This is a genomic window from Vibrio lentus (assembly GCF_030409755.1).
Lineage (GTDB): Bacteria > Pseudomonadota > Gammaproteobacteria > Enterobacterales > Vibrionaceae > Vibrio > Vibrio lentus.
Genome location: NZ_JAUFQE010000002.1, coordinates 3463196 through 3484572 on the forward strand (window position 1 = coordinate 3463196; position 21377 = coordinate 3484572).

Below are 21377 nucleotides of genomic sequence, written 5' to 3' on the forward strand. Positions count from 1 at the left end.
TTTTTGTTTGAGTGTTAGCTATATCAACTGAATGGTGGTTTTGTATTGGCGGGTTAGTTTATCGTTTGGTTGATGTGTAGGTTAAAACTTTGTAGTAAATCTTTTTAATGGAACGATTCACCAAAAAAATCACAAGCGTGACCAAAGTAATTAATCAATTGATTAAATAGTGAGTAATTAATCTTCTACTGTTATGTCTGTTTATCTCTATAATTAATCAAATGATTAATTATAGAGATAGGTTAATGCCATGACGGCACGAAAAGCGGGGCGACCTCAACAGAACTTAGATGTTCGACAACTATTGATTGAGCATGCTCGTGATCTGTTTGTCGTTCAGTCATACGACAAGGTCTCGACACGCCTGATTGCTGATCGTGCGGGTGTGAACATTGCGATGATCCGTTATTACTTTGGCAGTAAGGCCGGATTATTTGAGGCGATGCTGCGTGAAACGCTACGACCGATGCAATTGCAAATGCAGAGATTGGTTGAAGAAAGCAGCCATGAGAACTTTCTTGATTTAATGCGGACTTACTACAAAGAGATGGTCAAGGTTCCCAAGTTTCCTCGCTTGATTGCTCAAGTGATGAATATGCCTCCCTCTGAAGTGCAAAGAGAGTTGCTCGAAAAGGTTTTTCTCGATGTGGCGAAGCCAGCCCAAGATGTCATTTTTGAAAAGTTGGTGGCACAAGGTGTCTTAAGAAAAGAGATGGATCCCAAACTCTGCCGCGTGTCGTATATAAGCTTGATGGTGTTCCCGTTCATTGCGCCTCCACCTTTACTTGCTATTCATGGTATTGAGATTAATGAAGAATTTCTTAACCGTTTAATCGAACACAACATTCAACTGATGACTGAAGGCTTTATCAACGCACCGAGCCCTTCTGCAGTGCAGGACAAAAGATAATGAAAATAAATAAAAAACTACTCTTCTTCCCAGCACTTGCGGTTGGTGTCATCGGCCTTGTGACTGCGATTAGCTTAAAGCCGGATCTGCCGACTAAGCCCGCGGGAGATAGGGCTCGTCTAGTCGAAACCGTCAGTTTAGAACAACAAATGATCGCACCGTTGGCGGTGGGCTTTGGCAAAGTAGTCCCTAAAGTTGAATGGAAAGCCATCGCCGAGGTGACTGGGCAGATTGTTTATCGACATCCTGACCTAGAAAAAGGGCAGATCATTCCAGCGGGTACTGAGGTACTTAAGATCGATCCCTTGGATTACGAGTTGAAGTTGGTACAAGCTGAAGCGGATCTTAAATCAAGCCAGACCTCATTAGCTAAGTTAAATCAAGAAGAAGATAACCTTAAGCAGACTTTAAAGATCGAAAAGAACCGCTTAGTGATTAGCAATAAAGAGCTGCAACGTAAACAAGATCTACGCAAGAAAGGGCTCACCTCTCAATCCGATGTGGACTTGCAGCAGCAAAGTGCGTTGTCTCAACAGAAGCTTGTATTGGATATTGATAACCAAATAGCATTGATGCCAGATGAAAAGCGTGTTGCGGAAGCAGTGATTAAGGTGAATGTCTCAAAAGTAAAAGAGGCGCAACGCTCTTTGGATAAAACGACCATTACTTTGCCTAGAGCGATGCGAATAGCTCAGGTCGATATTGAACAAAACCAAGTGGTTAATCTTCAGCAAGAGATGTTTGTTGCTCACGGGATTAAAGTTATGGAAGTTGAGGCGCAACTCTCTATTCACGATATGCAAACTTTAGCCTCAAGCTTTACTCAATTCCCTCGTGATGCCGCAGGCATACCAAACCCTTATGAAGCGCCGATCAAAGCAAGTATTCAGCTAAACAGTGGCAGCCTTAACCTCAATTGGCCTGCAAAGGTGGCGAGAATCAGCGAAACCGTTGATGAGAACCAAGCCACTGCAGGGATCATTCTTGAGATTGGCCAAGATTATGCAGCTTTGCAGCCAAGCAGTGCAACGCCTTTGGTCAATGGCATGTTCGTCAAAGCAGAGATTGAAGGCTTGGCTAACCTTAGTTGGGTTGTCCCAGAGCGCGCACTGCACGGTGATAAGGTTTACCTGATGGATGACAGTCAGCGCTTGCAAGTGGTGAATGTTGAAGTGCTTTATCGCAGAGATAACCAAGTGGTGGTGGATGGTGAACTGCACGCGGGTGATAAGTTAATTCTTAATGACGTTTTACCTGCGATTGAAGGCATGCTGCTCAAAGAGTCAAACTCTACTGAATTAGCAGCGGATGTGCAGGAGAATGCGTCATGATTCGGTTCTTCTCCCGACACCCGACGGCAGCAAACTTATTGATGCTTGGTTTGTTGATCATGGGTTTGACCTCATTATCAACCATCAAGCGCGAAACCTTTCCTGCCTATGATCCACCTTACATTATGGCGGCGATCGTTTATCCCGGTGCATCTCCACAAGAAGTGGAAGAGAGCTTGTGTGTGCGAATGGAAGATGCCGTCGATGGTCTGGCCAACATTGAAGAAACTCAATGTGAGGCGATAGAAGGCAGTGCTCGTCTTATTCTGAAACTCAATGAGAAAGCGGATATTGGCCGAATGCTGGTGGACGTGCAAACTCAGATCAACTCGATCAATGATTTCCCGAGCGAGATTGAATCGCCGGTTGTTCAAGAGCTGGATTGGAATGAACCGGTAGTTGATATAGCGATTACAGCCGAAACCTCATGGCCTGAACTCAAAGCTTACGCCGAAGACCTCAAACGTACCATGAAGCTCGATTACGATGTCTCTTTAGTCGAAGTCAGTGGTTTTTCCGATCACCAATATCGAGTCGAACTGGATACCCAAGCCATTCGCCAGTTGGGTTTGAGTGTTGGTGATATCGCAGACCAAATTGGTCGTCAGAATGTAAAGCTGCCGAGTGGTAACGTTGAGACGCCAGACAAAAACTTCCTGATTCGTTTTGATGAAAGACGCATCACGCCGGTTGAATTAGAGAGTATCGTGGTTGGATCTGCGCCGAATGGGTCGGTGATCCGTTTGAGGGATATTGCTAAGATCACCGACCGCTTTGAACTGGATGAACAGAAGGTTCTGTTTGATGGTAAGCCATCTGCGCTATTGAAGATCAGTAAAAACAAAGAAGATGATGCGTTACGAATCAAAGAGAATGTCACCCGATTCGTTGAAGATCAAAGCGCGATTGCTCCCGATGGTGTGACACTGCAAATGACCAACGATCTCTCGTCGGTACTTTGGGATCGTCTAACCATGATGGCGCGCAACGGCTGGCAAGGTATTGTGTTGGTGTTTGCCACCATGTGGTTGTTCTTCAGTTTGCGATATTCATTCTGGGTTGCGGCAGGTTTGCCGGTAGCCTTCCTTGGTGGCTTGTTCTTAATGGCTAACTTGGGCTTATCGATTAACATCATGTCACTGGTCGGTTTATTAATGGCGATTGGTATCATGATGGATGACGCCATAGTGATAGCCGAATCGATAGCCTCCCATTTAGATAGGGGACAAAGCGTCGATGATGCGGTGTACAACGGCGTAAAGAAAGTGCTTCCTGGAGTACTATCTTCTTTCCTAACCACAGTGTGTATTTTCGGTAGCTTACTGTTTCTTGATGGGGAAATGGGCGCGGTGCTTAAAGCGGTGCCTCAGGTACTTATCTTGGTGTTGTCGCTAAGTTTAATCGAAGCGTTTCTTATTCTACCAAATCATTTATCTCATTCATTACACAAAGAAAAAAACGACAAGCCAGCACTGCGCTTTAAAGTCGTTCTGCTTGAGAAGTTCGAGAATTTCCGCAATACGACCTTGATGAATATGGTCGAGAAGGTCGTGACGTTCCGCTACGCCTTTATGGGCGGAGTGCTGACTCTGCTGTTGCTTTCGGTAGCCTTGATTGCTGGTGGCGTTGTTAAGTTCCAACCTTTCCCTGAACTGGATGGTGATATTGCCGAGGCTCGCATCATTCTTCCACCGGGCGCATCACTGTCTCAAACTGAGAAAGTCGTCGACAAAATAGTCGCGTCTGCTGAACGTTTGAATGAGCAGTGGAGTGAAGAGGTTGAGGACGGTAATAAATTGGTTGAGCATATCACCAGCCAATTCAATGCAAACGCAGATGCCAATGAATCAGGCCCACACTTAGCCACTGTGCGCTTAGACTTGCGTGGTGCAGAGAGTCGCAACACGGTGATCGATGATTTTATTGATGCATGGCGGGAAGACATCGGCGATTTGGCGGATCCTATCTCGCTAGTTTTCAAACAGCCTACGATGGGGCCGGGCGGTCGTGCTATCGAGATCCGCGCCAAACATGATGATCTTGCTGCATTGAAATCGGCTTCTTTAGATATTCAGGAGTACCTCAATCAGTTTGATGGTGTACATGGTGTGCTTGATGACATGCGCATGGGTAAAGAAGAGATTTTAGTTAAACTTCGCCCAGGTGCGGAAACCTACAATGTGAATGGACAGATGATTGCTTCCCAATTGCGTGCGGCCTTCTTTGGTCAGACTGCGGATGAAATCCAAATTGGGGTCGAGAACATTTCGATTGAGGTACGCCTTGATAAAGAACAGGCAGGCGATTTACAGCAACTGGCTAATTTCCCAATCATTACCGCAGATGGCAGTCAGATCCCGCTAGCGACATTGGCAACGCTAGATTTCCAACGTAACTACGTACGAATTCAACGTATTGATGGGCTGAGAACCATCAGTATCTTTGGTGATATTGATAATAAGAAAGCGAGTTCATCCGCGATTCTGGCTCAGTTCCAAAAAGATGAAGCCGCCAAACTTATTCAGAAGTACCCGGGTTTACGCTTTGATTTCGAAGGGGAAGCTAAAGACGCCGCGAAGACCGGAGCCTCAATGGGTAAAGGCTTCCTACTGGGTTTATTCGGTGTGTTTGCGATTCTGAGTTATCAGTTCCGAAGTTACTTGGAACCGGTAGTCGTAATGTTAGCGATCCCACTGGCCTTCATAGGGGTCGTTGTTGGTCACTGGCTGTTAGGGCACGCGTTAAGTATGCCGAGCATGATGGGTTTTGTGTCGCTTGCCGGAATCGTGGTCAATGATTCCATCTTGCTAGTGCAATACATTCGTCACCATGTTGATGAGGGAGATAGCGTTCATGACTCGGTGGTGAAGGCCAGTCGCGAGCGTTTCCGTGCGGTATTTTTGACATCAATGACGACCGCAGCTGGTTTGCTACCGTTGTTGACGGAAACCAGCTTGCAGGCTCAGGTTATCCAACCATTGGTTATTTCAATTGTGTTTGGCATATTTGCGTCAACCTTACTGGTGTTGTTTATGATCCCTGCCGCTTACGCGATATTGGCGGACTTCGGGTTGGTGAAAAAGCATGAGCCATTAGCGCTATAACCTTTAGCGCTATTATCATTAGTGAGCACTATTATCATTGGCGAACGCTATAACCATTAACACGATAGAAGTAGCGTTTGTTTGCTTATATAAAGAAGCAAAACATAGAAGAATAAAGCGGCCTTGGGTCGCTTTATTTTTATCGGCAGCTTCTTGGCTCCCATCAGCTTACTTAGTGAAAGCGGTTAATTCGCTTCAAAATTCATTTTAGTTCATTCAAAACGTCACCTAACTGTCATTTCAGGGGCATACCTTGAGCCTTAACTGAATAAGGATTGTTAAGGAGATCGTATGCGTACTATCGAACCTATTGTCCGCTGGGATGTGGCATTTTCTGTTTTCTGTTTGAAGAACCGTTATAGCGGGCAACATGCAACATTGAGTAAAGCAGTGTCTCATACCGGGGATGGTCACTTATATGTGTTGATCGCTCTGATTGCGCTGTTAGCTGATGGCTACACAGGTCGTGAATTTTTAATGGTTGGTCTAGCCGCTTTTGCGATAGAGCTACCGATTTATTGGTTAGCCAAAAACACCCTAAAGCGCCGCAGACCCGCCGAATTCTCTTCATTGCTTCACTCTCACATTGTGCCATCAGATAAATACAGCCTGCCTTCTGGGCATTCCGCTGCTGCATTTGTTATGGCGACTCTAATCGGACATTTTTATCCAAGTCTCTATCTCTTTAGCTTGATTTGGGCGACAGCGATTGCTGGTTCTCGAATCTTACTCGGTGTGCACTTTTTAACGGATGTCTTAATTGGTGCAGTGCTAGGTATAGCGTGCACAAGCCTAGCCATTTACTTCATTTTATAGCGCTTAGTCGTATGGCTGTTTGTTCTGTTGTTCATATTAAAAAGACACAGGCAAAGACAGCAGAGATCGAACTGTTAATCTTCAAGGAACCTGAATGAAAATTTTATATGGCGTACAAGGTACAGGGAATGGTCACATCGCTCGTGCGAGAGCAATGGCTGTCGCGTTTCGCCAACATAATATTGATGTCGACTTTCTATTTTCTGGAAGGGATGAAAATAAGTACTTTTCTATGGAAGAGTTTGGCAATTATCAAACCCGCCATGGACTCACTTTTTACAGTGAGCAGGGTAAGGTTAAATACTCCAAGACCTTCATCAAAAATAGTATGTGGCGATTCCTTAAGGAAATGAAGCAGATCGATCTTACACCTTACGATTTGGTATTGAATGACTTCGAACCGGTAACCGCTTGGGCTGCGAAAAGACAAGGTGTCCCGTGTATTGGAATAAGCCACCAAAATGCATTCCGTTACGATGTGCCTAAAGAAGGGGGCAACTGGATTGAACATTCTGTTATTCAGCATTTTGCGCCAACAGAGCATGCTATTGGGTTGCATTGGTATCACTTTGAACAGCCAATATTGCCACCTATCGTTCATACGCTCACTGGTGATCAGAAAACCAAAGCACCGCAAGATTTCACTTTAGTCTACTTGCCGTTTGAAGATTTAGAAGCGATTTCAGAGCTTCTGATGAAGTTCATTTCTCACAACTTTGTCTGCTATCACCCGAATGTTATTGAGCAAAGCCGAGTTGAAAATATTGAGTTCAAACCACTCAGTCATGCTGGCTTTCAATTCGACCTCAATCAATGCTCAGGAGTGGTGGCTAATGGTGGTTTTGAATTGCCATCTGAAGCCTTAACTTTGGGTAAAAAACTGCTTCTTAAACCGCTTGAAGGACAGTTTGAACAGCAAAGTAATGTCGCTACGCTGGGGGCATTAGGGCTGGCACAAACAATGAGCTTTTTGGATGCAGCGACGTTGCGTGAGTGGCTCAATGAAAAACAGGCTGAGGTCGTCACTTATCCAGACGTTGCCAGTGCGATTGCAGAGTGGATATTAGCGGGGAATTGGTCGAATCAGGAAGACCTAAGAAAGCAGCTTTGGGACAAGGTTGATTTCCCAAGTTATGCATCGCTCACCTAACTCATAAGTGTTATTTCTGAATCGACCAGTCAAACAATTCATGGGTTCAATAAATTGTAACAAATGTAACCAAACGATAGAACAGCTAAATAAGTCGAAATGAAACTCATAAGTGCAGCATTTTATGTTTTTTTATAACTCTATAAATAATTGATTTTTAGATGTTATTTAATCATTAAGGTAAAATAAAATTATTCTTTATCAATCTTGTTGGTAGCGTGCGAATTATTGGTTAATAGTAGTGGTAATCCGAAAAACATCGGTCTGATAAATATAAGAATTAGTGGTTATCTATTCCCATACCATTACCAATTTAACGCTGTCGAACCGACAAGAGGCAACTTGAATGTTAGAGAAAAAAGACGCAATGAGTGCAATTGCAAGCTACAGAATGGAAAGCACACTTCGTGGAGTAGACTTAAACCTTTTGACTGTATTTGATGCAGTAATGCAAGAGCAAAACATTACGCGTGCAGCTCACAATCTGGGCATGTCTCAGCCAGCGGTAAGTAACGCAGTTGCTCGTCTAAAAGTGATGTTTAACGACGAACTATTCATGCGTCAAGGTCGTGGTATTCAGCCGACTCAACGTGCTCGTCAATTGTTTGGTCCAATCCGCCAAGCTCTACAATTAGTACGCAACGAACTACCAAGTTCTGTGTTCTCTCCTGAGTCTTCTTCTCGCCTGTTTAAACTTGCGATTTGCAGCCCATGTGACATGCGTTTTGCTCCTAAGATCATGTCGACAATCAACGACCAAGCACCTAGCGTTAAACTGCATATGGATGCTGAATTTGATCGTCAACTTTCTGAGCGTATGCGCTACCAAGAAATCGACTTCGTGATTGATTACGCTCGCTTTGATGAGCAAGGCTTCTCAAGCACTGAGATCTTCCAAGACGAATTAGTTGTTGTCGCTTCTGCTTCTCACCCACGTATCAACGGTGAAGTGTCAGCGGCAGAGCTGCTTAACGAAAAACACGCAAAACTGTCTCGTATTCATGGTCAACGTAGCTTCTCTGAGCAAGCGTACCGTGACCTAGATTGCACACCTTTCTACGAAGGTACGAGCTTAAGCAACGTACTTTACGTTGTTGGTCAATCTGAGCTTGTGACGATTGCTCCTCGTTGGATGGTTGAGCATGCAGCGAACAAAGATCAGCTTCAGATTCTAGATTTCCCATTCGATAATGCGGCAATTTCTGGCTTCCTAAGCTGGCACGAATCAAGTGAAAAGGATAAAGGACACATTTGGTTACGAGATCAATTAATGATGATCTGTGGCGAAGTTGTAGCGCTTAAATAAGCACTAATCCCTATGATTTGTAAGCCCTAAGCTGGGACTCTGGCTTGGGGCTTTTTTGTACCTGCTATTTTTGTTGATAGAAAACTTAGCGTGAGACGTACTATTACTTATAACTTTGAGCTTCATCAGTTGCCTTTTCCATGATCAGAGGTACACTTGTGCGCTCAAAAAAGCTTACAGGTGTAAGCCAAAGGTAAAGAGATGGCCAATTTAGATTTTCATATCGTAAAAAGACTTCGTGACCAGATTGCCCAAGGTGGCAACCGTACAGCTTTGAAGCACAAAGTAGACAATGTATGGCAAGGTATTAGCTGGGAACAATTTGGACAGCAAATCGATACGCTTTCATTAGCATTGTTAGCTCAAGGATTGAGAGTTCAAGATAAGATCGGTATCTATTCCAATAATATGCCTCAGTGGACTGTGGCAGATTTTGCATCCTTACAAGCTCGTCTTGTGACAGTGCCGATTTACCCAACGAACACCGCTGCACAGTCTTCTTACATTATCCAGAATGCGGATGTGAAGATCTTATTTGTTGGTGAGCAAGCTCAGTTTGATGCTGCTGTTAACATCTTCGAAGAGTGTGAACAGCTTGAAATCATCGTCGCTATGTCTGCTGATATCGATACTCAAGAGCACAGTTTTGCTGTGTCTTGGCAAGATTTTATGGCGCGTGGGGCTGAAGCTCAACAAGTTGAACTTGACGCTCGTCTCGCAGCTGCAAGCATGGATGATCTACTCACTCTCATCTATACCTCTGGTACTACAGGCCAGCCGAAAGGCGTAATGCTTGATTACACTAATATTGGCTATCAACTAGAAGGCCACGATGAGCGTCTTAGCCTGACTAAAGACGATGTTTCACTGTGTTTCTTACCTTTATCACATGTATTTGAGCGCGCTTGGACTTTCTATGTCCTTTATAAAGGCGCAACCAACTGCTATCTGCAAGACACTATGCAAGTTCGTGATGCGTTGAGCGACGTTAAACCAACGGTTATGTCTGCAGTTCCTCGCTTCTACGAGAAGATCTTCTCAGCGATTCACGAGAAGGTATCGAAAGCACCGTTTATCCGTAAAGTGCTCTTTACTTGGGCAGTGAACATGGGGGCTAAGCTCTCTGTTTGTCACCAAGAAGGTCGTACACCATCGTTAATGTTGAAGAAGAGCCATGCGCTAGCCGATAAGCTTGTGCTCTCTAAACTTCGAGCATTGCTAGGTGGCAACATTAACTTCATGCCATGTGGTGGCGCGAAGCTAGATGAAACCATTGGCCGCTTCTTCCATGCTATTGGTATCAACGTAAAACTTGGCTACGGCATGACAGAAACAACGGCGACAGTATCATGCTGGGATGATCGTTGTTTTAACCCTGATTCTATTGGTATGTCGATGCCAGGCGCAGAAGTGAAAATTGGTGCGAAGAACGAGATTCTTGTTCGTGGCCCAATGGTGATGCGCGGTTACTACAAGATGCCAGAAGAGACAGCGAAGACTTTTGATGAGCACGGCTTCCTGAAAACCGGCGATGCGGGTCATTTTGATGAAAATGGAAACCTGTTCATTACCGACCGTATCAAAGAGTTAATGAAAACCTCTGGCGGCAAGTACATTGCACCGCAAGTGGTGGAAGGCGCGATTGGTAAAGATCACTTTATCGAACAGATTGCTGTTATCGCTGATACACGCAAATTCGTTTCTGCGCTGATTGTTCCTTGTTATGACTCGCTAGAAGAGTATGCCAAAGAACTGAATATCAAGTATCACGACCGCGTTGAGCTTGTTAAGCATCACCAGATTGTCGAGATGCTAGAGAAGCGCGTGAATGACCTCCAGCAAGAGTTGGCTAAGTTTGAACAAGTGAAGAAATTCAAGTTGTTGCCAAAAGCATTTTCTATGGATGATGGCGAACTGACACCTACTCAAAAATTGCGTCGTAAAGTTATCAACGATAAGTATCAAGACGAAATCGAAGAAATGTACAATGAAAAGCCTAAAGATAAGTAGTTTTCTGCTTAGATAAATTTTCAGTTGTTTAAAAATCCCCCTACGAATGTGATTGCATTTTTAGGGGGATTTTTTATGCCTACTGACACAGCACAATGTGCGAAAGCGCACATCAATAAGGGCGTAATTAATCGATAAACTGCGATTCATTTGAATATTTAGCTCTTTTTTTTAGGTGTTAACTAGTTTTTAAATCTAACTATTAGCTTTGTCTTGGGTTTTTTTTGATGCTTTCAGCTAATAGTTGGTTTTTTGACATGATTGTTGGATCTCTGGTGTTAGACCAGATGATAATAAAGCGTTAAAGTTGTTTCGTATTACTGTTTGTTGTTATCACGACAGACAGCCATAGCCGAAAAAGTGGAAGTATTTCGAATTAGGCTACGAATAAGCCCTAGACTATGTAAAACCAGCCCAACATGTTCACCAAATGTGATTGGAAACTGGTGAGGAGAGCAATATGACAACAAAACCTGAAACAGCAATGTTATCCGGCGCTGAGATGGTGGTGCAGTCTCTAATTGAAGAGGGTGTAGAACAAATCTTTGGTTATCCAGGTGGTTCTGTACTTGATATCTATGATGCCCTGCATGCTAAAACTGCTGAAATTAAACACGTATTAGTACGACACGAACAAGCCGCTACCCATATGGCAGATGGCTATACTCGTTCGACCGGTAAACCGGGTGTGGTACTTGTATGTTCTGGTCCGGGCGCGACCAATACCGTAACGGGTATTGCTACGGCGTACATGGACTCAATTCCAATGATTGTTATTTCTGGTAACGTACCAAATAGCTTGATTGGTAACGACGCCTTCCAAGAGTGTGATATCGTGGGTGTATCCCGTCCGATCGTTAAACACAGCTTCCTCGTTAAGAAAGCGGAAGATATCCCAGACGTTGTTAAAAAAGCATTCTATATTTCAACGACAGGACGTCCCGGTCCTGTGGTTATCGATCTGCCTAAAGATATTCTAAACCCACAAATCAAACTTCCTTATGAATACCCAGAAACAATAAAAATGCGTTCGTATAATCCAACGCTCACTGGGCATAAAGGACAGATCAAGAAGGCATTGAAGGCACTTCTTGAAGCGAAAAAGCCGGTGCTTTACGTCGGTGGTGGTGCGGTTATTTCTGAGGCAGATAAGCCACTGTTAAAATTGGCAGAAGCACTGAATTTACCAGTCGTAAGCACCCTAATGGGGCTTGGGGCTTTCCCGGGTACTCATAAAAACTCTTTGGGTATGTTGGGTATGCATGGTTTGTATGAAGCCAATATGGCGATGCACAATGCGGACTTGATCTTTGGTATTGGCGTACGTTTCGATGACCGTACCACCAATAACTTAGACAAGTACTGCCCTGATGCGAAGATCATGCATATTGATATCGACCCATCTTCTATCTCTAAAAACGTAAAAGTGGATCTACCGATTGTAGGTTCAGCAGAGAAAGTACTAGAGAGCATGGTTAACCTGCTTGTTGAGCAAGGCGGAACCAATGACGCGCAAGCGATGGAAAGCTGGTGGAGCGAAATCAAGCAATGGCAAGAACGTGATTGCTTAGCGTATGACAAATCTTCTGAGCGCATTAAGCCACAACAAGTTATTGAAACACTTCATAAAGTAACCAATGGCGATGCCTATGTTGCTTCGGATGTTGGTCAGCACCAAATGTTTGCTGCACTGTACTATCCGTTCGATAAACCACGCCGTTGGATTAACTCTGGTGGTTTAGGCACGATGGGCTTTGGTCTACCTGCAGGTATGGGCGTTAAGTTTGCTAAGCCAGATGAAGAAGTCGTTGTTGTAACGGGTGATGGCAGTATTCAGATGAATATCCAAGAGCTATCGACGGCGCTTCAATACAATATTCCGGTTAAGATCATTAACCTGAACAACCGTTTCTTAGGAATGGTAAAACAGTGGCAAGACATTGTTTATCAAGGTCGTCACTCTAACTCATATATGGACTCTGTTCCTGATTTCGCTGCGATTGCAGAGGCTTATGGCCACGTTGGCATGCGTATTTCATCTCCGGATGAATTGGAATCAGGCTTGGAAAAAGCATTAGCAATGAAAGACCGTCTGGTATTTGTCGACATCAGTGTTGATGACACCGAGCACGTATACCCAATGCAGATCAAAGGCGAGGGTATGGATAACATGTGGCTAAGCAAAACGGAGAGAACATAATATGAGACACATCATTTCACTATTAATGGAAAACCAACCAGGCGCACTTTCTCGAGTGGTTGGCTTGTTTTCTCAGCGTGGCTACAACATCGAGTCTTTGAATGTATCTCCTACGGATGATCCAACGCTTTCTCGTCTTAATGTCACTACTAATTCAAGCGAAATGCAGCTTGAGCAGATTCAGAAGCAGTTACACAAACTGATCGACGTACTTAAGGTACAAGAAGTGTCTGAGCTTGAGCATATCGAGCGTGAACTTCTGATGGTAAAAGTACGCGCTAGCGGCTTTGCTCGTGCCGAAGTGAAACGCACCGCGGATATTTTCCGTGGTCAGATCGTTGATGTAACGGCTTCGCAATACACGGTGCAAATGGCCGGTACTAGCGAGAAGCTTGATGCTTTCATTCAGGCATTGTCTGAGGTAACGGAAGTGCTTGAAGTGGCTCGAAGTGGTGTTGTTGGCATTGCTCGCGGTGAGCGTGCACTAAAAGCGTAAGCGATCGTTATTGGAAAAATAGTTTTAAAGCCGCTTTTTTAAGCGGCTTTTATTTTGTTCATTATTTAGAGTGCTATAATCCCGCGCTTCACTTCCATTCACCTGAGTTAGCAATGAGAAATAAAAAATCAATAATTACATTGCTGATTATCTCTATCACACTGTCTTCTGCTGTAGGTCTTTATTACCTACAACGCTATCAAGAAGTGAAACAGCAGAGCTTCGACTACTCAGCGAAACAAGCCGTTCATCAGTTAGTGTATGCCAAACGAGATTATGATCTTCTTAAGACCCAATTAGTCTCCGTGATGGGGCTGTTAAGTCACAGTCAAAGCTTGGTTGATTTTGCTTCTTCTCCATCTAACCAAACCAAAGATCTACTTGAAGAGGTTTGGCAGTCTGTCCTAGTGAACCAGAAATGGTATACGCAGATCCACCTGTTAGATATCGCGGGTAAAGAGCTGGTTCGCGTAAATTATTCCGCTGAAACAGGCTATATAACGATACCTCAAGAGCTTCAAGATAAGTCTGACTCTAGCTACTTCGAATATGCTCAAGAACTAGAAGCCGAGCAGATTGGCGGCTGGGGCATTGAACTTGAAACTGAGCATGGTGAGGTAATCTTGCCTTATATTCCGGTAATTCGTGTCTTTACTCCCGTAGAAACACCTGAAAAAAGAGTCGGCTATCTTGTTATAAATCTCGACGTATGGGGTTTATCGTCGCGTCTTAGTTATTCACCTGATAATGACCTTAAAGCAGAAGTGCTCAATGAAGCCGGTTATTATATCGCGAGTAACAACAGCGGTAAGCTATTCGGCGACTCTATTCCTGAACGAAAAGGCTTCAACCTAAAAAACATCGCACCGAAGACTTGGGATGCAATCTCCAATGAGCAGGCGGGACACGTTTTTGAGGATGGTAATTTGTTTGCGTTTAACACGGTTATGCTAGCGAACAATCAAAAGGTCCATTTGCTCATTCAACTTAATGAAAAACAGCTTCTTGCTCGTGCAGAGCGCGATCTCAATGATCTTGCTCATGAAGAGATCATCGTCCTCTTTACTGTTTTGATCTTTGCCTTTCCGTTCGCTTATCTGGTAACTCACTATCGACGACGCAGCTTAGAAAGTAAATTAGCGCGAGCTGCATTGAATGGTATGTCAGCGGTGATGATCTCTGATAAGCAACATCGTGCCATGATGATCAATAACGAGTTTGAAAACATAACGGGTTACAGTAAAAAGCAAGTCATTGGACAGAACGCCTTACAACTGCTTCTGGAAAATACCGAGCAGACACTCTCTAGTGATTCAATCTGGCAGCACCTAGAGCAAGAAGAAGTTTGGGAAGGGGAAGTGTTGTGTAAGAACAAACTTCGTATTCCTTTTACTGCGATCATGCGAGTTCACGCGGTCAAAAACAACTCGGGCAAAATCAGTTACTACATTACGTCACTGGTCGACATCTCGGTGAGAAAAGAGCTTGAAGTCCGTTTACGAGTTCTAAGCGAGCGAGACTCTTTGAGCAACCTCTGGAACCGTCGCAAGTTCGAAGAGCAGCTCGCCTACTATTCTCGTTTAGTTGAGCGTTACCCTAACGAAGCGACGACTTGCTTGGCTTTGGTCGATATTGATAACTTCAAGCGAATTAATGACGAGCTTGGACATGATGAAGGCGACCGTGTGATTGCTGGTGTTGCCAAGCTTTTGCAGGACAGCCTTCGCAGTACTGACTTTGTCGCTCGTGTTGGGGGAGAGGAGTTTGCGCTGCTGATGCCACACACCACTCTGCCTGAAGCAAAACGCGTTTTGGATCGTTTACGCATCGAGATAGAGCTCGCCGCGGGGACTAAAGTGACAGTAAGCGTCGGCTTTACGGATTTAACCAGTAACAGTACTCGGTCGTACAAATGTGCCGATGTTGGGCTCTACGAATCCAAATCGTCAGGTCGCAATACAGTGTCTTTGTGCCCAAGTCATGCTGATGTCGCTTAATTCTCTGTATTCAATCGTGTTTTGAATACGCATGAAACCTTCACTATTACTCTCCACTTATGCCTCTTCACTTATCTCAATTGAACCATCAATCTTCCTAATCTCCGCATTGAATAATTCTGCAAATCTCACTTTGAAAAGATCTGTATCACAAACATTAGCTAGTTAGACTAAAGTCTAATGCTGGCGATAATTTGAGCTAAACTGAACAATAAGCAAATGGCTGTACTTCAGATTTCATCGTATCAAACGGTGCAATAAATAGAGTGTTTACCAGTAGTAGAAGGATGACACCGTTAACTTAATTCAGTGGATTAGATCGTTTTATCAATGAGTTGAAGCGTAGCAATCGAATTGATTTAGCTGGAGCAAGCATTTGGGGATCATACTGTCGAGTGAAAAGAGGCGTAGTATGTTTGTCGATTTTTTAGTGAGGTTAACCATAGGCACATTAGTCATTCTTGGTTTTCAACTGAGTGCGTTGTATTTTTTACCTATGGTTGTGCTGCTCAATACTCATCACAAAGAGTTTTTTGGGTGGTAGTTCAGTCGTAATACTGGAAATAAAAAACGGAGCCATTAGGCTCCGTTTTTATGTGGTTAGAATCTATCTTGGCTTGATGTTTATGCCGCTTCGATAACTTCTTCAATTCGTTTCATTGAGCTTAGTAGGTGTTGATCCAGCAGCTCTGTCGCTTGATCGACATTTTTAGCGAGTACTAGCTTCATGATCATTTCGTGTTCATCGATATTGAACAGATCGTCTGTCACTGTTTCAGCCGATAGAACTAGGAAACGATAACGCTTAACTTGGTTGATCAAGTCATCAAAGAATTTAAACATGTTCTCTGAATCCGCGCCTTCAAGTAGTGATACATGGAACTGTTGGTGACGTTCTTCCCACTCAGCGCAGTCAAACTCTTCTGCCACATATTGGATTTTAGACAGTTTATGGTAAGACGTCAGTACTTCTAATTCCCAGCTCTCATCGCCTGATGAAATGGCTTTTTTAAGCAAAACTGAAGAGACAACACGAAGGCTTTCGTATAAATCGTTAAGCTCTTTCTTTGATACCGGAGATACCCAGCAGCCTTTTTGTGGCTCTAGTTTTACGTACTTGCTCCAAGACAATTGTACCAAGGCTTCACGAATTGGCGATGCACCCACGTTGTATCTACTTTTTAGATCAGCAACAACGAGTTTTTGGCCAGGGAGCAATTCACCATTCAGGATATCTTGGCGAATCATTTTCGATACTTTATCAGTGAGAGTAGGACTAGACATTACAAACCTCATGTATATATTTGATTTCTAGTCTGCTAATCCGTCTCTTGGAAAGAGTCAATTGGAAGTTAACAGTACGTAGTTCTATTATGTATTGATAATACAGCGTACTGAAAAGTTAGGCAAGATATTGTTTCATAAAAAAAGAGGGCCGAAGCCCTCTTTTATATTTTATTGCGTTGCTGTTCTCGATTATAGAACGTGAACAGACGCTGTGTTTGTAGTACCAGAAGCAACTAGAGCACCAGAAACCATAACTACGATGTCGCCTTTGTTACCTAGGCCAGATTGTAGAGCGATTTCTTTACCGTTGATGTAGAAAGCGTCTGTGTTCTCGATAGAGTCAACAAGAACTGGCTTAACACCTTTAGTAAGAACTAGCTGTGCAGCTGTCTTTTCGTTAGTTGTTAGAGCAAGGATGTTTGCAGTTGGGAAGTACTTACGTACTGAACGTGCAGACTTACCGCCTTCAGTTGCAACAACGATTAGAGGAGCAGCTAGCTTCTCTGCTGTGTCCACAGCGCCTTTACATACTGCTTCAGTGATGCGTAGACGTGGGCTGTCTAGACGAGAACCTAGTTCAGCTTTAAGAGCTGAATCAGTACGGTTCGCGATTTGAGCCATGATAGTAACAGCTTCAACTGGGTACTTACCTTTAGCAGTTTCACCAGAAAGCATTACTGCATCAGTACCATCCATGATTGCGTTCGCAACGTCACCCGCTTCTGCGCGAGTTGGACGTGGGTTGCTGATCATAGAGTCAAGCATTTGAGTTGCAGTGATAACCATCTTACGTGCACGGTTGCACTTCTCGATCATCATTTTCTGAGCGAAGATTACTTCTTCAGCTGGGATTTCAACACCTAGGTCACCACGAGCAACCATGATGCCGTCAGAAGCTTCAAGGATTGAATCGAAGTTATCTACACCTTCTTGGTTTTCAATCTTAGAAATGATGTGGATGTTTTCGCCACCGTTAGCGTTTAGAAGCTCACGGATTTCTTTAACATCGTCTTCTTTACGGATGAAAGAAGCAGCTACGAAATCAACGCCTTGCTCACAACCAAACTTAAGGTCAGCTTTGTCTTTCTCAGAAAGAGCTGGAAGTTGAACAGAAACGCCAGGAAGGTTAACACCTTTGTTTTCGCCTAGAGCACCGTTGTTAAGAACTTTACACTTAACTTCAGTTTCTGTTGTTGCGATAACTTCCATTTCGATTAGGCCGTCATCAACAAGGATAGTGTTACCTGCAGTTAGGTCTTTAGCGAAACCTAGGTAAGTTACTGCTACTACGTCTTTGTTACCAACAACTGTTGCGTCAGTTGTGAAAGTGAACTCTTGACCAGCTACTAGATCTACGTCGTTACCATCTTCAAGTTTGATAGTACGGATTTCAGGACCTTTAGTATCTAGAAGGATAGCAAGTTGCTCACCTTTGTTTTCCATTACTTTACGGAAGTTCGCGATACGAGTGCCGTGTTCTGCGAAATCACCGTGAGAGAAGTTAAGACGCATAACGTTCATGCCAGCATCTACTAGTTCAGTTAGCTTCTCTACAGATTCAGTTTTAGGGCCAATCGTACATACGATTTTGGTCTTTTTCATGGAAGGTACTCTCCGGTAAGTATTGTTACAATTTGAAATTTATTTAAGTTCTGAAGATTGGTCCGCTACATCAACATTTTGTGCCTGTTGTGTAAAAGCGCGGGACTTCCAATATGTCCTTCAGAGTTGTAAGTCTTTCATCAATTTTAGTCATTTTATGACTAAAAGATTTTGATTCAACGTCGGGTTTCTGTGACTTATACCAATATATCAGGTGAAAGTTGCAGAAAAATAACGGTCAGTTTTGTAATTTTTTTTCTTTTCGGGTGCGGATTCTACCACCTAATGAGTTCAATATCACTGCTTAACAATTGTCTTAGGACAAGGTTTTATCGCTATTTATTAATTTTTTGGATCAAAATAAATGGACTAAATAGTTTCGTTGTAACTATAATATGTTTCATATCGAAACTTTATGGCCTTTTCTAAATGTCGAAACGAAACACCCAGCTCAGAAGACATGCAATTTCTAATCTAGTGAATGAAAAGGGGGAGGTTAGTGTTGATGAATTATCCGCTAAGTTCGAAACCTCAGAGGTCACGATTAGAAAGGACTTGGCGTCTTTAGAGAAAAACGGTCAGCTTTTACGCCGTTATGGTGGTGCGATTTCATTACCGAAAGAGGTTGTGAACGAGGAACTGGGTCAACAAGTTTCGACTCGAAAGATTTCATTAGCAAAAGCCGCTGCAGATTTGATTCGCGACCATAATCGCATTGTCATCGATAGTGGCAGCACGACTGGCGCCTTGATTCAGCAGCTTAATACTAAGCGTGGTTTGGTTGTTATGACCAACTCATTACACGTGGCTAATGCGCTTAATGAGCTTGAAAGTGAACCAACGTTATTAATGACGGGTGGCACTTGGGATACCCATTCGGATTCTTTCCAAGGCAAGGTCGCAGAGTCGGTACTTCGTGCTTACGATTTTGACCAATTGTTCATCGGTGCTGATGGTATCGACCTTGATAGAGGCACTACTACGTTTAATGAATTGATTGGCCTGAGCAAAGTTATGGCTGAAGTGTCACGAGAAGTGATCGTGATGGTTGAGTCTGAAAAAGTGGGACGAAAGATCCCGAACTTAGAGCTGGCGTGGGAACATATTGACATCTTGATTACCAATACAGACTTAGGCGAAGAATCCAAAGCAAGTATCGAATCACATGATGTTCGAGTGATCCTGACTGATCCAGCGTAAAAACAAATTTAAGTATTATGCATTACCTTCCTATAATTGATCTTAATAAAGATCTGGCCTTTGCTTGCTGCCAATAGGAATAAAACGAAATTGATGGAGTGAAACTATGTGTGGAATTGTTGGTGCAGTAGCACAGCGTGATGTAGCCGAAATTTTAGTAGAAGGCCTTCGCCGCCTAGAATATCGTGGCTACGACTCAGCGGGTGTCGCTGTAGTTGATACTGAATCTAACCTAACTCGTGTGCGCCGCCTTGGTAAAGTACAAGAGCTAGCAGACGCAGTCGATCAGCAGCATGTTATTGGCGGCACTGGTATCGCTCATACACGCTGGGCGACGCACGGTGAGCCATCTGAAGCGAATGCACACCCACACATGTCTGGTGATATTGCTGTTGTACACAATGGTATTATCGAAAACCACGAAGCACTGCGTGCTCTTCTTCAAGAGCGTGGTTATGTGTTTACTTCACAAACGGATACTGAAGTTATCGCTCATTTAGTTGAATGGGAACTTCGTACTTCAGCTTCTTTGGTTGAAGCGCTTCAAAAGACAGCGAAACAATTAGACGGTGCATACGGCACGGTGGCGGTTGATCGTAAAGATCCTAGCCGTATTGTAGTCGCTCGTTCAGGTAGCCCGATCGTTATCGGTTTTGGTGTTGGTGAAAACTTCCTAGCCTCTGACCAGCTTGCACTATTAAGCGTAACTCGTCGCTTCATGTACCTAGAAGAAGGTGATGTTGCTGAGGTTACTCGTCGTGATGTAACGGTATTTGATGTAGCGGGCGAGCGTGTTGAGCGTGACATCGTTGAATCAAACGCAGAGCATGATGCAGGTGACAAAGGTCAATACCGTCACTTCATGCAGAAAGAAATTTTTGAGCAGCCAACAGCGCTGATCAACACGATGGAAGGTCGTATCTCTGACACTTCTGTAATCACTAATGCAATCGGTGTTAAAGCTGAAGAGATCTTAAGCAAGGTAGAACACGTGCAGATCATCGCATGTGGTACGTCTTACAACTCAGGCATGGCAGCTCGTTACTGGTTTGAGTCTCTAGCTGGCGTAAGCTGTGATGTAGAGATTGCTTCTGAATTCCGTTACCGTGATTTCGTTGTTCGTCCGAACAGCCTATTGGTGACTCTGTCTCAATCTGGTGAAACGGCGGATACGCTTGCTGCACTTCGTCTTGCGAAAGAGAAGGGTTATATGTCAGCAATGACGATCTGTAACGTTGCCGGTTCTTCGCTAGTTCGTGAATCTGATTTTGCCTTCATGACTCGCGCAGGTACTGAGATCGGTGTTGCTTCAACTAAAGCCTTCACAACACAGCTAGCGGCTATGCTGATGATGGTAACTTCAATTGGTCGTCTACAAGGTCGTATCAATGAAGAGAAAGAAGCGGAAATCGTTCAAGCACTTCACCAACTGCCTGCTGATATCGAGAAAGCATTGGCATTTGATAAAGAGATTGAAGCGCTAGCCCCTGATTTTGCAGATAAGCACCACACACTGTTTCTAGGTCGTGGTGAGTTCTACCCAATCGCAATGGAAGCGTCTCTTAAGTTGAAAGAGATCTCTTACATTCACGCAGAAGCATACGCGGCTGGTGAGCTTAAGCACGGTCCTTTGGCTCTTATCGATGCAGACATGCCTGTAGTCGTTATTGCACCAAGCAACGACTTACTAGAGAAGCTGAAATCAAACGTTGAAGAAGTACGTGCTCGTGGCGGTCTACTTTACGTATTCGCAGATGAAGACGCTGGCTTTGAAAGCGATGAGAACATGAAGATCATCAAGATGCCTCACGTAAGTGAAGTAACAGCACCTATCTACTACACAGTACCGATGCAGCTGTTGTCTTACCATGTCGCGCTAATCAAAGGTACCGATGTTGACCAACCTCGTAATCTAGCGAAAGCGGTAACGGTTGAGTAATCGCCAGCCTATTTAAGAAAATTAGATAA

The 21377-nt window shown here is 43.8% G+C and carries 14 protein-coding genes; 12 read left to right on the forward strand and 2 right to left on the reverse strand.

Translation table 11 applies throughout. The features are described from left to right. Positions 1-250 precede the first annotated feature (250 nt). The 10 genes from QWZ07_RS24315 (at position 251) to QWZ07_RS24360 (ending at position 15320) form a co-directional block, all read left to right on the forward strand. Positions 251-910 carry a TetR/AcrR family transcriptional regulator gene (locus QWZ07_RS24315; protein WP_065113143.1) on the forward strand — a complete coding sequence of 220 codons (660 nt, stop codon included), beginning with the start codon at positions 251-253 and terminating at the stop codon, positions 908-910. Further along, complete coding sequence (locus tag QWZ07_RS24320; RefSeq protein ID WP_102306633.1) at positions 910-2241, forward strand: efflux RND transporter periplasmic adaptor subunit; 1332 nt, start codon at positions 910-912, stop codon at positions 2239-2241. Before QWZ07_RS24315 ends, QWZ07_RS24320 begins: the two co-directional genes overlap by 1 nt. Then, complete coding sequence (locus QWZ07_RS24325) at positions 2238-5345, forward strand: efflux RND transporter permease subunit (RefSeq protein WP_102485466.1); 3108 nt, start codon at positions 2238-2240, stop codon at positions 5343-5345. The genes QWZ07_RS24320 and QWZ07_RS24325 overlap by 4 nt, the downstream gene beginning before the upstream one ends. 291 nt (positions 5346-5636) lie before the next feature. Beyond that, positions 5637-6161, forward strand: coding sequence for a phosphatase PAP2 family protein (locus QWZ07_RS24330; protein ID WP_017105415.1), 525 nt, complete (start codon positions 5637-5639; stop codon positions 6159-6161). Between the two features lie 94 nt (positions 6162-6255). Then, positions 6256-7311 carry an MJ1255/VC2487 family glycosyltransferase gene (locus QWZ07_RS24335; RefSeq protein WP_192854144.1) on the forward strand — a complete coding sequence of 352 codons (1056 nt, stop codon included), beginning with the start codon at positions 6256-6258 and terminating at the stop codon, positions 7309-7311. A gap of 346 nt (positions 7312-7657) precedes the next feature. Continuing rightward, positions 7658-8617 (forward strand): transcriptional regulator LeuO, encoded by a 960-nt coding sequence (gene leuO, locus QWZ07_RS24340; protein ID WP_017109318.1) that lies wholly within the window; start codon positions 7658-7660, stop codon positions 8615-8617. A 201-nt stretch (positions 8618-8818) separates the two neighbouring features. Next, a complete protein-coding gene (locus QWZ07_RS24345; protein ID WP_017109317.1) occupies positions 8819-10627 on the forward strand; it encodes an AMP-dependent synthetase/ligase in 1809 nt (602 codons plus the stop codon). Between the two features lie 460 nt (positions 10628-11087). Beyond that, positions 11088-12827: an acetolactate synthase 3 large subunit gene (locus tag QWZ07_RS24350; protein ID WP_065105564.1), complete on the forward strand. Its 1740-nt coding sequence runs from the start codon at positions 11088-11090 to the stop codon at positions 12825-12827. Position 12828: 1 nt separating this feature from the next. Then, positions 12829-13323, forward strand: a complete 495-nt coding sequence (ilvN, locus tag QWZ07_RS24355) for an acetolactate synthase small subunit (protein ID WP_008219984.1) — start codon at positions 12829-12831, stop codon at positions 13321-13323. Between the two features lie 113 nt (positions 13324-13436). After that, complete coding sequence (locus QWZ07_RS24360; RefSeq protein ID WP_192854145.1) at positions 13437-15320, forward strand: sensor domain-containing diguanylate cyclase; 1884 nt, start codon at positions 13437-13439, stop codon at positions 15318-15320. A gap of 624 nt (positions 15321-15944) precedes the next feature. Here QWZ07_RS24360 and QWZ07_RS24365 read toward each other — a convergent pair. Continuing rightward, positions 15945-16616, reverse strand: coding sequence for a GntR family transcriptional regulator (locus QWZ07_RS24365; protein WP_017104458.1), 672 nt, complete (start codon positions 16614-16616; stop codon positions 15945-15947). 180 nt (positions 16617-16796) lie between these two features. Next, on the reverse strand, positions 16797-18209 hold the full coding sequence (gene pykF, locus QWZ07_RS24370) for a pyruvate kinase PykF (protein WP_017104457.1): 1413 nt from the start codon (positions 18207-18209) through the stop codon (positions 16797-16799). 429 nt (positions 18210-18638) lie between these two features. On the opposite strand from pykF, the gene QWZ07_RS24375 reads away from it, so the two are divergent. Then, complete coding sequence (locus QWZ07_RS24375; protein ID WP_192854146.1) at positions 18639-19409, forward strand: DeoR/GlpR family DNA-binding transcription regulator; 771 nt, start codon at positions 18639-18641, stop codon at positions 19407-19409. A gap of 106 nt (positions 19410-19515) precedes the next feature. After that, complete coding sequence (gene glmS / locus QWZ07_RS24380) at positions 19516-21348, forward strand: glutamine--fructose-6-phosphate transaminase (isomerizing) (RefSeq protein WP_102384617.1); 1833 nt, start codon at positions 19516-19518, stop codon at positions 21346-21348. Positions 21349-21377: the final 29 nt, after the last annotated feature.

Excerpts from the sequence above, each read along its gene's own strand:
- leuO (WP_017109318.1), top strand. The coding sequence starts at position 7,658 with ATGTTAGAGAAAAAAGACGCAATGAGTGCAATTGCAAGCTACAGAATG.
- QWZ07_RS24315 (WP_065113143.1), top strand. The coding sequence starts at position 251 with ATGACGGCACGAAAAGCGGGGCGACCTCAACAGAACTTAGATGTTCGA.
- QWZ07_RS24360 (WP_192854145.1), top strand. The coding sequence starts at position 13,437 with ATGAGAAATAAAAAATCAATAATTACATTGCTGATTATCTCTATCACA.
- QWZ07_RS24365 (WP_017104458.1), bottom strand. The coding sequence starts at position 16,616 with ATGAGGTTTGTAATGTCTAGTCCTACTCTCACTGATAAAGTATCGAAA.
- QWZ07_RS24330 (WP_017105415.1), top strand. The coding sequence starts at position 5,637 with ATGCGTACTATCGAACCTATTGTCCGCTGGGATGTGGCATTTTCTGTT.
- QWZ07_RS24350 (WP_065105564.1), top strand. The coding sequence starts at position 11,088 with ATGACAACAAAACCTGAAACAGCAATGTTATCCGGCGCTGAGATGGTG.
- pykF (WP_017104457.1), bottom strand. The coding sequence starts at position 18,209 with ATGAAAAAGACCAAAATCGTATGTACGATTGGCCCTAAAACTGAATCT.
- QWZ07_RS24325 (WP_102485466.1), top strand. The coding sequence starts at position 2,238 with ATGATTCGGTTCTTCTCCCGACACCCGACGGCAGCAAACTTATTGATG.
- QWZ07_RS24375 (WP_192854146.1), top strand. The coding sequence starts at position 18,639 with ATGTCGAAACGAAACACCCAGCTCAGAAGACATGCAATTTCTAATCTA.
- QWZ07_RS24345 (WP_017109317.1), top strand. The coding sequence starts at position 8,819 with ATGGCCAATTTAGATTTTCATATCGTAAAAAGACTTCGTGACCAGATT.
- QWZ07_RS24320 (WP_102306633.1), top strand. The coding sequence starts at position 910 with ATGAAAATAAATAAAAAACTACTCTTCTTCCCAGCACTTGCGGTTGGT.
- glmS (WP_102384617.1), top strand. The coding sequence starts at position 19,516 with ATGTGTGGAATTGTTGGTGCAGTAGCACAGCGTGATGTAGCCGAAATT.
- ilvN (WP_008219984.1), top strand. The coding sequence starts at position 12,829 with ATGAGACACATCATTTCACTATTAATGGAAAACCAACCAGGCGCACTT.
- QWZ07_RS24335 (WP_192854144.1), top strand. The coding sequence starts at position 6,256 with ATGAAAATTTTATATGGCGTACAAGGTACAGGGAATGGTCACATCGCT.